The 13,449-nt window shown below is 39.3% G+C and carries 12 protein-coding genes; 2 read left to right on the top strand and 10 right to left on the bottom strand.

Features of this window, described 5'->3' with window-relative positions:
- Window positions 1-12 precede the first annotated feature (12 nt).
- From AB4J89_RS14970 to AB4J89_RS14960, 3 genes are all read right to left on the bottom strand, one after another.
- On the bottom strand, window positions 13-789 hold the full coding sequence (locus tag AB4J89_RS14970; protein ID WP_069368615.1) for a ribonuclease: 777 nt from the start codon (window positions 787-789) through the stop codon (window positions 13-15).
- Between the two features lie 86 nt (window positions 790-875).
- Window positions 876-2,831, bottom strand: coding sequence for a bifunctional 2',3'-cyclic-nucleotide 2'-phosphodiesterase/3'-nucleotidase (locus AB4J89_RS14965; RefSeq protein WP_088493724.1), 1,956 nt, complete (start codon window positions 2,829-2,831; stop codon window positions 876-878).
- 83 nt (window positions 2,832-2,914) lie between these two features.
- The gene (locus tag AB4J89_RS14960; RefSeq protein WP_227718949.1) at window positions 2,915-4,093 is read right to left on the bottom strand and encodes a porin; all 1,179 of its coding nucleotides are present in this window, start codon (window positions 4,091-4,093) and stop codon (window positions 2,915-2,917) included.
- A 1,328-nt stretch (window positions 4,094-5,421) separates the two neighbouring features.
- Here AB4J89_RS14960 and rdgC point away from each other — a divergent pair.
- Complete coding sequence (rdgC, locus tag AB4J89_RS14955) at window positions 5,422-6,330, top strand: recombination-associated protein RdgC (protein WP_088493726.1); 909 nt, start codon at window positions 5,422-5,424, stop codon at window positions 6,328-6,330.
- Window positions 6,331-6,566: 236 nt separating this feature from the next.
- Here rdgC and AB4J89_RS14950 read toward each other — a convergent pair whose 3' ends face one another.
- Window positions 6,567-7,271 (bottom strand): hydrolase, encoded by a 705-nt coding sequence (locus AB4J89_RS14950; RefSeq protein ID WP_368469763.1) that lies wholly within the window; start codon window positions 7,269-7,271, stop codon window positions 6,567-6,569.
- 93 nt (window positions 7,272-7,364) lie between these two features.
- On the opposite strand from AB4J89_RS14950, the gene AB4J89_RS14945 reads away from it, so the two are divergent.
- Window positions 7,365-8,003 (top strand): TetR/AcrR family transcriptional regulator, encoded by a 639-nt coding sequence (locus AB4J89_RS14945; RefSeq protein ID WP_088493728.1) that lies wholly within the window; start codon window positions 7,365-7,367, stop codon window positions 8,001-8,003.
- 78 nt (window positions 8,004-8,081) lie between these two features.
- Here AB4J89_RS14945 and yedF read toward each other — a convergent pair whose 3' ends face one another.
- The 6 genes from yedF to hypB form a co-directional block, all read right to left on the bottom strand.
- Window positions 8,082-8,324, bottom strand: coding sequence for a sulfurtransferase-like selenium metabolism protein YedF (yedF, locus tag AB4J89_RS14940; RefSeq protein WP_006535172.1), 243 nt, complete (start codon window positions 8,322-8,324; stop codon window positions 8,082-8,084).
- Window positions 8,321-9,547: a selenium metabolism membrane protein YedE/FdhT gene (yedE, locus tag AB4J89_RS14935; RefSeq protein ID WP_088493729.1), complete on the bottom strand. Its 1,227-nt coding sequence runs from the start codon at window positions 9,545-9,547 to the stop codon at window positions 8,321-8,323. The genes yedF and yedE overlap by 4 nt, the downstream gene beginning before the upstream one ends.
- Before the next feature lie 208 nt (window positions 9,548-9,755).
- Window positions 9,756-10,775, bottom strand: a complete 1,020-nt coding sequence (gene hypE / locus AB4J89_RS14930; RefSeq protein WP_088493730.1) for a hydrogenase expression/formation protein HypE — start codon at window positions 10,773-10,775, stop codon at window positions 9,756-9,758.
- Complete coding sequence (gene hypD / locus AB4J89_RS14925) at window positions 10,772-11,908, bottom strand: hydrogenase formation protein HypD (RefSeq protein ID WP_075674243.1); 1,137 nt, start codon at window positions 11,906-11,908, stop codon at window positions 10,772-10,774. Before hypD ends, hypE begins: the two co-directional genes overlap by 4 nt.
- Window positions 11,895-12,161 carry a hydrogenase maturation factor HybG gene (hybG, locus tag AB4J89_RS14920; protein WP_006535180.1) on the bottom strand — a complete coding sequence of 89 codons (267 nt, stop codon included), beginning with the start codon at window positions 12,159-12,161 and terminating at the stop codon, window positions 11,895-11,897. The genes hypD and hybG overlap by 14 nt, the downstream gene beginning before the upstream one ends.
- Window positions 12,152-13,405: a hydrogenase nickel incorporation protein HypB gene (gene hypB, locus AB4J89_RS14915; protein ID WP_088493731.1), complete on the bottom strand. Its 1,254-nt coding sequence runs from the start codon at window positions 13,403-13,405 to the stop codon at window positions 12,152-12,154. The genes hybG and hypB overlap by 10 nt, the downstream gene beginning before the upstream one ends.
- Window positions 13,406-13,449 lie beyond the last annotated feature (44 nt).

The raw sequence follows: 13,449 nt of genomic DNA, 5'->3' as shown, positions 1-13,449 counted from the left end.
TTATCCCTAAGATCAAAATTCACGTTTCGGACAATCAATTACTTCGAAATCTTTGCTATAACAGATATAGAATTCATCTCGATTAATTTGAATTTCTTTGTCCTTCAGTGATGGATTGTGTTCTTTTAAGAACTTAATCAATGCACTGTTTGAAGGACGGCCTTCTGGTAATACTAACGCTTCATACAACTCTTTTTGTTTACCAAAGAATGCATCTGGTGTATCAAACGCACACACACCGTGTTTTTCCCATTCACCTTGTAACAAGTCGATACCTGGAGAATCACACAGATAAGGTTTGATAGCAGAGTATTCTAAAGGTGGTAAATCGCCTTTACATAAACGAGGATGCTTGCGTATGTCTTTCCAATCGCGGCACTCTTCCCATGATTTGCCATCACAGGTTTCAGCCCACAGCCCATGAACAATCCAGCCAAATTTGTTATCAGAGAAGCACTGGATTTCAAATTTATCGTACTCACGTTTTGCACGATCTTTTTCATTATCGTTATTTAAACGTTTAATATTATTGCTTTTGTAATCACAAAAAGCCGGTGAGTAGTTAATCGCTAACTTAAAGTAATCTGTTGATGCTGTGCTGTTTTGGCCATAGCGATCATTTGAAGCAATGTAGTCGTAAGGTGCTGTTGGAGCATCAGGTAAAATACAAGATACGCCTTCAACTAATTTAGCTTGAGGTTTTAATGGTTCTGTAATTTCAGGTGCTTGCGTTGCACATCCTGCTAGCACTAAAGCAAAAGCAGCAGGTAATAGCTTCATAAAGCGCATAAAATCCCCTTAAAGAGCAATTAAATCTACTCTCTTGGTTCAAAAAAGGTAAGAAAAACCTGCCCTGAATGGGCAGGTTTAATAGCTTATTTCTTCTCAGTTAAATCGATTTTGTAAATTGCAAAACCGATTTCATCATTTTCCACGAAGGTCATTGGATACTGAGCAAAATCTTTAATAAATGCAGCCGCTTTTTCACTTGGAGAAGTTTCAAAACGTACATCTAACGCTTTATCAGTCTTAATAGGTAAGAATGACCAGTTGTTAGCAGCTTTAGTCGCAACTTCACCTTTTTCTTTAGTTTGCTTAGCAATGTAAGAAGCTAAAATCGCACGGTTTTCATCTGGAGATGCAAACGCAATATTCGCTTCACCAGTACCTGCAAATTTACCGCCGTATCCACGGTAGTTATTTGTTGCGATCAGGAATGTTGCTTTAGGATCGATTGGTTTGCCTTCGTAAGTGACTTCTTTGATACGATTCGCACCTTTGTTAACCACTTGGCAATCAACGTCATATTTAGCTGGTTGAGTTAAGTCAACTTTATAGTTCACACCACTAATGGTGTCGAAGTTATAAGTACGGAAACCATCCCAGTTGATCAGTTCTTGTGGTTTAGTTGAATTAGGATCAACTTGGTTCCACATACCTGCTGAACATTCTAACCACTCAACAACATCAGCACCGGTCGCTTTAACAACCACTAATGTGTTTGGATACAGATATAAGTCTGCCGCGTTACGGAATGTTAAGTCACCTTTTTCAACTTCTACGAAGTCTGCTGGTGCGTTTTTACGACCACCCGCTTTAAATGGCGCAGCTGCACCTAATACTGGTAAACCGTCTAAGTTCGGATCACCTTGAATAAAGTGTTTGGTGTAATCAACTTGTGCATCATTAACGATTTGTACAGTTGGATCGCTTTGTACTAATGCTAAGAAGCTGTACATGTTGGCAGAAGCTTTACCAATGTGTTTACCCACGAAATCACGGGTACCTTGGTGTGCTTTTTCGATGATTTGAGCTAATTCAGCATCACGTTCAACTAATGCTTTTTTGTTTGCTTTATCAAAGATAGGACGCGCTTCACCTGTTGCTTCAGTCATCACCCATTTACCGCTGTCGTTATTGATAACCATATCAACGACACCTAAGTGATCACCCCATTGACCAGGCATAACAGCAGGAACACCGTTTACGGTACCTTTCGCTGTATCTACGCCTTTAATGCCTTCAAATTCTTTGCTCGGGAATACGCCGTGAGCGTGACCGAACATGATTGCATTGATACCTTCAACTTCGCTTAAATAATAAACAGAGTTTTCAGCCATTGCTTTGTACGGCTCTGACGCAAAACCAGAGTGAGGAATAGCCACAATCAGGTCAGCACCCTCTTTTTTCATTTGAGGGACGAATTTTTTCGCTGTTTCTGTAATATCGTTTACAACGACCTTACCATCCAGATTGGCTTTATCCCAGATTAAGATCTGTGGTGGTACAAAGCCGATATAACCAATCTTGATAGTGTGTTCTTTACCATCACGATCTTTTACTGGTGTATCAACAATGATATAAGGTGTGAAATAGTTTTTGCCTGTTTTCGCATCCATCACGTTGGCGTTGATGTAAGGGAATTTAGCACCGGCAATGGCTTTTTTCAGGTAATCTAAACCATAGTTAAATTCATGGTTACCAAAGTTACCTACTGTGTAGCCCATGGTGTTCATCAGCTGGTGAGCTGGATGAGATTCGCCTTTTTCTAAGCCTTTAGCTGCTTGATAGTCAGCCAGCGGGCTACCTTGGATCAAGTCGCCGTTATCAACTAAAATCGCATTGGTTGCTTCAGCTTTTGCTGCTTTAATTAAATTAGCAGTACGGACATAACCAAACTGTTCTGTTGGTTTGTCTTTGAAGTAGTCAAAGTCGATTAAGTTACTGTGAACATCAGACGTCTCCATAATACGAAGATCGACTGTCGCAGCATTCACGTTGAATGCGACAAACATTGCTAATGTTGAAATTTTCAACACATTCTTAACCATTACACACCCCTTATATATTGGTTAACAGGAGAGCAAAATGGCTCTCCTTTCGTTACTTCTGTTAAACAGTCTCTTTGAAAGGACTAGAAGTACAGACGCATACCTGTTTCGAAGATATATTGTTTAGTATCTTTATACGCTTCGCTATCACTACGAGCATCATCGTATGCCATTTCAGCGAATAAACGTAAGTTGTTGTATTTAGATACCGCAAAACGTTTATCTACACCTACAGTATAAGTCTCTTTCTTATAGTTGTATGTGTTAGCATCACCATCACGCAGGTAGTAACCCGCATACATACCACTTTCGATACGATCCCAATGCCATTTCACACCAACACCATACAGATCAGCTTTCCAATCACCTTTGACTGAATATGAACTAGTTGGTGCTGCACCTTGAGCAACTACGTTGCTTGAGTTTTTAGCACGAGATTGACCATAGTCTAAACCGATAGAAAATTCACGACCTGGGAAGAAGTATTCAGCACCGAAAGCTAAAATACTGTTCTCTGGTTGCTTACCTTTGTTAGGGCCATCATAGAAGTTTTGTTCACCCGTCGCTGATGAGTACCCACCATCAAACTCTAAACCGAAAGTTGATTTATAGAAACCAACAATAGAGTAAGCATTACGAATATCGCCTTGTTTACGATCACCTGGTTTACCGTCTTTCTCATCTTTACCATCTTTACCTGTTACAGTTGCAGCTAATTTAAAGCCTTCATAACGGTTAGTTTCAATAAAGATAGTCTGTGGTAAACGGGTCATAAAGTTGTTTTTACCAACACCATTACTTTGACTACCAACAGAACGACTTAATACATCACTAAAGTAGAATACACCTGTGTTACCGTAGCCATAGCTTGATTTTTTAACCCAGTCGATCGGAATATAGGTACGACCAAATTGGATTTGACCATAATCACGGTGAGAGAAACCGACATAACCCACACGGTTGAACATATCAAAGTTGGTATATTTGTTATCACTATTAGTTTTTTGGGTATCTGAACCCCACTCTAATTTACCAAATACTTTGATATCGTTAGTCAGTTCGTGTGAACCAAAGAAACCGATACGGCTACCGTCATCACGCATACGCATTTCGTGATCTTTGCTAGTCACTTGCGTTTTTAAACGGAACTGACCGTTTACATCAAAACGTGTACCTTTATCGTTATACACGTTTACTGCGTTTGCAGATCCAGAAAGAACCAACAAACCAACCAGTGCTGCTAGAGGCTTCAAGCTTTTCATGATTAAAATACCCATCTATTTTCTATAGTTTTATGATTTTCTTTAAGGTCAAAAATAATACCGCCGTATATAGTTGACCTGAGATTCAGACAAAAGATCTCTGCCACGAATTTCGAAAAAGAAAATCGCTCTCACAATTGATAATTTTTATAGCTACTAATTATGACTCTACAAAATTTTCTTAAAGGTTTTAATTTCCTTGACACAGACGTAATCACCAATAAGACACAAAAATAATATCCTCATTATATTTTAAATAAGGGCATTGCTTTTATTTCTGTCAGGAAAAGAAATAGGTCGTTGAGTTTTCGATGGCATGTTACTCAAAAAAAAGCCCTGCTTTCGTGATGTAGCCCACAATTACACCAATGTGCATTTTCATGGTTACATACCCAAGTGATAGGTATCACAATTAAAGGTAAAGATACGTGTTTTTTGAACTTAATCAACTTTTTAAAAATAGCACTTTTGGATTTTTCTTTTATATTTCATTTCTTTATAGGACTCTTTTTTTTGCTAATAAAAAATTTATCTCCCTATTTAATATATTTAAAAGGAAGTATTAATTTTAACCACTAAATAAATAACACTAAAGATTTGTATATTGTTATTCCTAATTAATAATTTTTTATCTTTATATTTATTTCTTATTTAAATAAAGGCAAAGTCGAATTTAAATACAATTTAACTAGTGGTAACGAGTAGCAGACCATCATAAAAAGAATAATTATCTACAAATATCAAAAAGAGAAGCACAAGAATACTATTCAATCACAATATCTAATCAATACGTACAAGTAACAACATAATCGAATTAAACATTACAAAACCTAAACTATTACCATGGTTAATATAAAAAGGCCAATCGTGCTCTTTTATCGATATTTGAAAAAAAAATATCAAAATTTGTGATCATAATCACTCTGATAATTGTGAAAAACACCCTCTCACATTTTCTTAATTTTGTGATAATTATCACATGAGAGTGTCAGGAATATTTTTGTTTTGTAAATTAATGCAGGGATAAATCTGAAAGTGATTTCAGTTTGTAAACAAAAAAGGGTATAAAAATAAAATTATGTGATTATTATCACATAATGGTTTGTACTAAAAATCATGTTATTTCATTATCAATATTCTTAATTAACTCGACATAAATAAGAATAAAACTCATTATCATAGAGTAGATTTACTAATTATTCGTTTCAGCTTTTTTATCTTTTTATTAAATAACTCTGTATTGGTTTTCTTTTAGGGGATATTACCTTTTAGATACCCTAAACATTCAGTATCATATTGCGGTAAATAATGATTAAGGGGAATGTCAGATGCTGTGGTTTAAAAATATTTTGGTCTATCGCTTAAATAAAGAGATAGCACTGTCAATGGATGAGTTAGAACAACAGCTTGCTTCATTGGCATTCACACCTTGTAGTAGCCAAGATATGACTCGAACAGGTTGGGTTTCTCCAATGGGCGATCGTGGTGAAGCGCTTATCCATGTAACTGGTAAACAAGTCATGATGTGCGCACGAAAAGAAGACAAAATCTTACCTGCGACAGTTATTAAGCAAGCACTACAAGACAAAGTTGAAAAACTTGAAGGTGAACAAGGTCGTAAACTGAAAAAAACAGAGAAAGCCACCTTAAAAGATGAAGTGGTACATACTCTGCTTCCTCGCGCATTTAGTAAATTCTCACAAACTTTTATCTGGCTAGATTTAGAAAAACAGCTAGTTATTGTTGATTCAGGCAGTGCAAAACGCGCCGAAGATAACTTAGCGTTGCTACGTAAAACCTTAGGTTCATTACCGGTTGTTCCACTAAACTTTAATGAATCCGTTGAGTTAAAAATGACAGAGTGGGTACGCTCTGGAGAGCTCCCTGCTGGCTTTACCTTAATGGATGAAGCAGAGCTAAAAGCGGTGTTAGATGAAGGTGGCGTTATTCGTTGTAAGAAACAAGAATTAGTTTCTGACGAAATTGCGACACATATCGAAGCGGGTAAATTTGTCACTAAACTTTCTGTAGATTGGGAAGATCGCCTGCAATTTATGCTTTGTGATGATGGTTCTATCAAACGCATTAAATTCAGTGAAACTTTACGTGAGCAAAATGACGATATCGATAAAGCCGATTTTGCCCAACGTTTTGATGCCGACTTTGTTTTAATGACGGGTGAATTAAGCGCCTTAATTGAACGCGTCACCGAAGTCCTCGGCGGCGAAGCAGAGTAATCTGCACATAAAATACAACAAGCAGATCAGCCATCCCGCTGATCTGCCCGCAATACTCTTCTACTCATTCATTGACTCTCTTACTCTCTTACTCTTTATATCCTATTGAATACTCTAAATAATTCAAGATGTAGCTAGGCGACAAATGAACGAGTCGCTAGGAGCATACAATAGTATGTGACTAGTGCAAGTGAATGCCGTCAACAACGCTACAACTTGAAGTATGACGAGTATTGTTACAACCAAGGCAACGCCCCCTTCTCTCCATTAGCATGCTCACCGTAATACAATGACGGCAAGAAGCGTGAAAGATAAGTAAACTCATTATAACAGTGCTGCAATAACCCAAAAGCTATCTCGTCTGGTAATTCTACTGCTGGATTTTCTAATGAGTGACCTAAATAAAAACGGCTTCTTAATACACATCCCCAATCCGTATCTCGCGTTAAATGCACCATTTTACCGTCGGTAGGATCGCCATTTTCATCTGTTTTCACATCAGTGCCAAAACCAATAGTGGCACATACCGCACCAGAAAGTGCACCTGTTTTATAGGCTTCTTCTAATAATGTGTTATCAAAAAAATCTTTCGCGTCATGGAATTTAAGTTGTGCTCCAACGGGTGGAATATCCCCTAAAGATTCAACCGCCTTAATTGATGCCCCGATATAATTTTTTCCTTTGATCCATTTATCATCCCAACCATTGTGAGCAACATGATCATGGGGATGCCACCAGCGAATATGTTGTGATGTTTCAAAAAAGGTAAACCACCACTCTAGCATCTTGCCTTTACAACCATGCAAATCGGTACGTACTGCGACCGTCAAATGCCCTGCTTCATCCCTTTCAATTCCCATTTCTAAGCGTAATGGTGCGGGTGATAAAAGTTCATTAATGTCATTTAAAGCCCAAGGTAAATGCAATGTTTGTTTTTTCATTTTCTCAACTCCAAACAATTAAGAAACGCACTTCGTTTCCTAATTGTTTTATCTCTAAAGAGTGATAAAATCAACTAAAAAAGAGGCTAAAAAATGACAGATAGCAAGATTAATCAAAAACGAGGACGCCCTGCCCGCCCTGAAGAAGAGATCCGCCAAGAAATATATGAAGCGACCATGAGTTTACTTTTAGAGCAGGGTTACAGCGCAACAACCATTGATGCCATTGCAAAACAGGCAAGCATTGCCAAAAAAACGATTTATCGTTTTATCAAAGATAAAGAAGACTTAGTGGAACAAATTGTGTTGTCATGGACTGACAATTTCGTCGCTATTTTTCATGATAAGGCAACTGATTTTGACGAGTTTACCCTGTTGTTATCACAACATTTAAACAGCATGACTCAAACAGTGCTTAATGATAAAGCGGTAGGCTTGTATAAGTTATTGCAAGAAAACTTTCCTAGCCGTGAAATGCTTATGGAAAAATATCAACGAAGCGGAATATTAAGAGGTCGTAGTCTACTTACGCAGTGGTTACAACAACAAGAAAAAAACGCAATAATCAGGCATTATGATTATGCAGTATTAAGTGATCTTTTATTAGCGATGGTGATCGCTGAACCTTTGCGTCAAATTGCATTAGGGATAATCCCTCCAACACCAAAATCTGATTTTAGCCCTCGAATTCAACAAGCTATACAGCTTATTATCCCGATATTAAAACCTTAAAAATAAAAACAGCGAGTCAGCATTTATTGCTGTACTCACTGTCTTTATTGCGATTATTTCAACCAAGATATCTGATCATTATTTTTGAATTAAATAACGGATAGTCGGGCCATCTTGTTGAATATCTAACACGGTATAACCGTAATTTTTCGCATCAAGTGGAATATTGTTGATTGATTGAGGACAATCACTCACCACTTCTAATATTTCGCCTTTTTTCAGTGATGGCATAGCTTCAAGCGTTGCCACCGCAGGATAAGGACAAGGTTCACCGACCATATCTAGACGATAATCAGGAATAATGGTGTCTTTCTGGCTCATACGATTTCCTTATTGAGCTGTGTTGAAATAGCGTTTTCTTGTTGTGCTTTTTTACGGAAAAAGTGTTTTTCCCACCAAAGTAATAATGCAAATGACAGACCAAGCATCAGATACGTCACACCCAAACCACCCACAGGGCCAAAGGTATCAAGTAAATTAATCTTGTCATAATCAGTTGCGATCACAGAAGCAAAATCATCCCAATAATAAGCCAGTAATGTTGAACCTATTACGTTACCAAGCCCAACCCACCAAAAGTGAATTTGACCTTCAACGGCACGATACATCCAACCTGTTTCACACCCACCAGCTAGAACAATACCGAAACCGAAAAGTAAGCCACCAATGACGGCGTTCGGACCTGCCCACATAATTTTAGGTGCAGCACCTAACTGAACATAACTGAAGATCCCGATCGCACTCACCGCCATACCGATGATAATCGCTTTTGCCATATGGGTTCTGCCTGTTATCCATAAGTCACGGAAAGCAGAAGTAAAACAGATTTGCGCACGTTCAATTAAAATACCAAAACCAATACCGCCTAACATAGCGAAACCCAATTTTGGTGAATCAAAGAGAATAATTAAAGACCACGCAATCATGGCAAAAAAGATAACCATTCCCAATCTAAAGCGACGTTTCGCACGTTGTTTATCTTGAGTGATAGGTGAAGCTTGACTGACTTTTTGCAGTTTTACCGGAATACGAAACAAAGGCATCAATGATAATTTGGCACCAAAGTAAGAGCCGATTGCCGTTGCAACAGCAAAAAACCAAGCATGTAAAGAGAACTGAGGAATACCAGTAAAGAATGCCGCAAGATTACAACCCATAGCTAGACGAGCACCAAAACCGGCGATGATCCCACCTAGAACAGCTTGAAGAATACGAATTTTATGTTGAGGATGACGAAGTTTGACGTTGTTAGCCCAAAGAGCGGCCATAATACAACCTCCAAACATCCCGATAATCATAACGCCATCAATACGCGTTAATGGCGTACCTTCAAGACCGATGATTTTAAAATAACCCCATTCTTCAGGGTGAGCGCCAAACCATTGCATAACGTGACCACCCCAGCGAGTAAATTCACCAGTGACAGCCCAGAAAGTGCCGGTTAAACCAAAGTAGTAAGTTGATAAGATACCTGCCGCGATAACTGCTGGAAGAGGCTTCCAAAAACGGATCAGGTACTGGGATTTAAATTCTGACCAAGACATGTTTTTTCCTAGAGCTTACCTCTACGAGAGACCCTCTCCACGCAGTAGGATTGGCCGAACATGTTACTCCGATAATTTTTTTATCAAAGAGTCAGTATTCAGATAAATGAGAGAAATTTGCGTTATAACAAATTTTTTGTAACAGGTAGGAAACTTATCCCACTTATAAATCTTGTGATCATTCAATCTATAAGTGGGTAATAAGTGATTAGCAAATACGAGGTAATGGCTCGTTATAAGGTAAGTCAAGAATACGGCTAGTCCCGAAAATTCCTGTTAACCGAATATAATGATCCTCGGTCACTTCACCAATCGTACAAGCGTCTTTACCTAAAGTATGTTGATGTAACGCTTCAAGTACTTGAGCTTCAGCTTCTGGTGATACCACTAAAACAATTTTTCCTTCGTTAGCAAAATTTAGTGCTTCAAGCCCTAATAATTCACAAACGCCACGAACAGATTGTTTCATTGGTAATTTGCTTTCATGCACATTCATGCCACAGCCACTGGCTTGAGCAAATTCATGTAAAATTGCGGTCACTCCGCCTCGTGTTGCATCACGTAAGGCGCGAATACCTTTAATTTGACGTAAAGGTGCAATCATTGGCTCAAGAACAGCGCAGTCGCTTTGTAGGTCTGCTTCTAATCCTAAATTTTCACGCAGATTTAGGATTGTTGCGCCGTGATCGCCAATAGTACCGCTCACTAAGATCTTATCGCCCGCTTTGATATTGCTTGCTGCCCAATTAATTGCCGTTGGAATAACCCCAATACCCGCAGTATTGATAAAGATCTTATCCGCAGCGCCACGAGGAACTACTTTCGTGTCCCCTGTGACAATCTGTATTCCTGCTTGCGCAGCTGCTTTCGCCATCGCCATCACAAGGGTTTCTAGGGTTTCAAATGGAAGCCCTTCTTCAAGAATAAAACCACAAGAAAGGTAACGAGGAACCGCACCACCAACAGAAAGATCGTTAGCTGTACCGCAAACAGATAATTTACCAATATTTCCGCCGGGGAAAATAATGGGATCGATAACATAGCTGTCTGTACTAAATGCAAGACGATCGCCAAGAGTCGTTAACTCATTTAACGCGATCCGCGCTTGGTCTTCTTTTTCATTTAATAACGGATTATCGAACGCTTTTAAAAACAGTCCTTCGATAAGTTGTTGCATACCTTGCCCACCATTTCCTTGGGCTAAGGTGATTTCATCAGGTTGTTTCATATATTACCTTCACGACGATACTGATAATAAGCCGCACATGCACCTTCTGATGATACCATTAAGGCACCCAATGCCGTTTCTGGTGTACAACTTTTACCAAAGAGTGGGCAATCGGAAGGTTTGCATCGTCCTGTTAATACATCGCCACAGCGAGATTGTGGATTATCAGCCACTTTCTGCGGTGCAGGTGTAAAACGTAATTCAGCATCAAACTCAGAATAAGCTGGTGTTAATTGAATACCTGACATTGGGATTTCACCCAATCCGCGCCATTCACTGGTTTCTTTTAACATAAACACTTCGCTAAGTGCTTTTTGAGCCAACTTATTACCCTCATTCGGTACAATGCGGCTATATTGGTTTTCAATACTTAAAACATAATCTGTATTTTCTGCTTTTGCTTTAAGTTGTTTAATGACCATCAGTATAGCTTGTAATAAGTCTAATGGTTCAAATCCTGTCACCACAAAAGGCTTTTCAAATTCGTCACATAGCGGTTGATATGGCGTACAGCCAATCACCATACTAACGTGCCCTGGTGCAATAAACCCGTCAATGCGGACATCATCTTGCTCAAGTAGGCAACGTAAAGTAGGTACGATAGTAATATGCTGACAGAACAGAGAAAAGTTTTTAAGTCCGCGCAATTTCGCTTGTTGTAGCGTCATTGCCGTACTTGGCATTGTCGTTTCAAAACCTAAACCAAAAAAGACAACTTGTTTGTCTGGATTATCTTGTGCAATTTTGAGTGAATCGAGTGGTGAATAGACAATACGAATATCGCTACCACGACGACGTGCATCAAGCATTGAGCCATTACGACCCGGTACTCGCATTGCATCACCAAAAGTACAGAAAATTACGTCAGGACGAGCTGCGATTTCTAAACACGCATCAATTCGTCCCATCGGTAATACACAAACAGGACAACCCGGTCCGTGAACAAATTCAATTTCTTCGGGTAATAAGCGGTCTAAACCAAATTTAAAAATGGCATGTGTATGCCCACCGCACACTTCCATTATTTGTAATGGACGTTTAATAGGGTGAGGCCATTGTGAAATAGTTTCACGAATTTGGGCTAGTAAGGCTTTCGCAAGTTCGGGATCACGAAATTCATCAACGTACTGCATCATCAGCCTCTTCGAGGGTCACACCATAGACATGCTGTAATGCATCAAGAGTATCTTGTGCTTCTTGCTCATCAAGGATGCTCATGGCAAATCCCACATGAATAAGTACCCATTTGCCTAATAATTCACTAGGTTCGCCTTCACATACCATTGAAATATTAACAGCACGTTTGACGCCACTGACTTCGGCATAAGCGAGTTGGTGGACGTCTTCGCCCACCTCAACAATCTTAGCTGGAACACCTAAGCACATAAACGACTCTCCAACCAAGCTAACCACTCTTCCATGCCTTCGCCTGTTGTTGCTGATAACGCAATGATTTCGATATTTGGATTAACACGGCGAGCTGATTCAATGCAAGCTTGAACGTCGATATTCAGATGTGGCACTAAATCAATTTTGTTGATAATCATTAAATCAGCCGCAGCAAACATATGCGGATATTTCAGAGGCTTATCTTCGCCTTCAGTGACAGAGAGAATAGCGACTTTATGCTTTTCACCCAGATCAAAACTGGCAGGACAAACTAAGTTACCCACGTTTTCAATAAAGAGAACGCTGTTATCTTGTAAGCCTAATTGGTGTGTCGCATCATGCACCATTTGTGCATCAAGGTGACAACCTTTGCCTGTATTCACTTGGATCGCTGGCACACCGGTTTCACGGATACGATCTGCATCATTTGTAGTTTGCTGATCGCCTTCGATCACAGCACAAGGCACACGTTGCGCTAACTGTTTTAATGTTTGTGTTAACAGTGTCGTTTTACCGGAGCCGGGACTTGAAACTAAATTCAATGCCAACACATTTTGTTGTTCAAAATGTTCACGGTTATGAACGGCAATGCGGTTATTTTTATCCAGCACATCCATTTCAATTTTCAGCATACGCTTTTGGCTAATACCGGGAGCATGTGTTCCTGCTTCACCTTGGCCATAATGCATATTCTGATTTTCAATCACTGGGCTAAATTGCTCTTCGTGCTCGTGTTCATGATCGTGGTCATGTGCATGATCGTGATCGTGGCTGTGAGAATGGTGATGAGAATGTTCATGGCTATGATCATGAGCATGGTCGTGATCATGACTGTGAGAATGGTCATGACTGTGTGAATGATCGTGTTCATGATGATCGTCATGTCCATGATGATGTTCATGGAAAACAGGGGTTTCGTTTAGCTGTGCATCGTTATGAAAATGAAGATGAACATCACCACTGTTATGGTAATAGTGGTGATGAACGATGATAGGCTGACCATGTGTTTCGTAGTTATGCTTATGCTTTTGTTCAGACTTATCAATATATTTATGAACAGTATTCGCTGGAGTAGCATTGTGTTCATGATGGTGATCATGCCCATGATGGCCGTGATCATGATGATGACCGTGGTCGTGATGATCATGGTCATGAGAGTGATGATGGTGGTGCTCATGTGAATGAGGCTCTACGCCTTCAATTCTGACATTGCCTTCGCCACAACCGCAAGTGCTACACATATTCTGACTCCTGTACTATTCAATAAGAAGAATGTGACTCAGTG

It is taken from the genome of Proteus sp. STS61-E (genome assembly GCF_040932335.1).
GTDB classification, from domain to species: Bacteria; Pseudomonadota; Gammaproteobacteria; order Enterobacterales; family Enterobacteriaceae; genus Proteus; species Proteus mirabilis_B.
Note: the sequence above shows the minus strand (reverse complement) of the source record. Positions and strands in the feature narration are given on the sequence as shown.

Excerpts from the sequence above, each read along its gene's own strand:
- AB4J89_RS14970 (WP_069368615.1), bottom strand. The coding sequence starts at position 789 with ATGCGCTTTATGAAGCTATTACCTGCTGCTTTTGCTTTAGTGCTAGCA.
- AB4J89_RS14965 (WP_088493724.1), bottom strand. The coding sequence starts at position 2,831 with ATGGTTAAGAATGTGTTGAAAATTTCAACATTAGCAATGTTTGTCGCA.
- AB4J89_RS14960 (WP_227718949.1), bottom strand. The coding sequence starts at position 4,093 with ATGAAAAGCTTGAAGCCTCTAGCAGCACTGGTTGGTTTGTTGGTTCTT.
- rdgC (WP_088493726.1), top strand. The coding sequence starts at position 5,422 with ATGCTGTGGTTTAAAAATATTTTGGTCTATCGCTTAAATAAAGAGATA.
- AB4J89_RS14950 (WP_368469763.1), bottom strand. The coding sequence starts at position 7,271 with ATGAAAAAACAAACATTGCATTTACCTTGGGCTTTAAATGACATTAAT.
- AB4J89_RS14945 (WP_088493728.1), top strand. The coding sequence starts at position 7,365 with ATGACAGATAGCAAGATTAATCAAAAACGAGGACGCCCTGCCCGCCCT.
- yedF (WP_006535172.1), bottom strand. The coding sequence starts at position 8,324 with ATGAGCCAGAAAGACACCATTATTCCTGATTATCGTCTAGATATGGTC.
- yedE (WP_088493729.1), bottom strand. The coding sequence starts at position 9,547 with ATGTCTTGGTCAGAATTTAAATCCCAGTACCTGATCCGTTTTTGGAAG.
- hypE (WP_088493730.1), bottom strand. The coding sequence starts at position 10,775 with ATGAAACAACCTGATGAAATCACCTTAGCCCAAGGAAATGGTGGGCAA.
- hypD (WP_075674243.1), bottom strand. The coding sequence starts at position 11,908 with ATGCAGTACGTTGATGAATTTCGTGATCCCGAACTTGCGAAAGCCTTA.
- hybG (WP_006535180.1), bottom strand. The coding sequence starts at position 12,161 with ATGTGCTTAGGTGTTCCAGCTAAGATTGTTGAGGTGGGCGAAGACGTC.
- hypB (WP_088493731.1), bottom strand. The coding sequence starts at position 13,405 with ATGTGTAGCACTTGCGGTTGTGGCGAAGGCAATGTCAGAATTGAAGGC.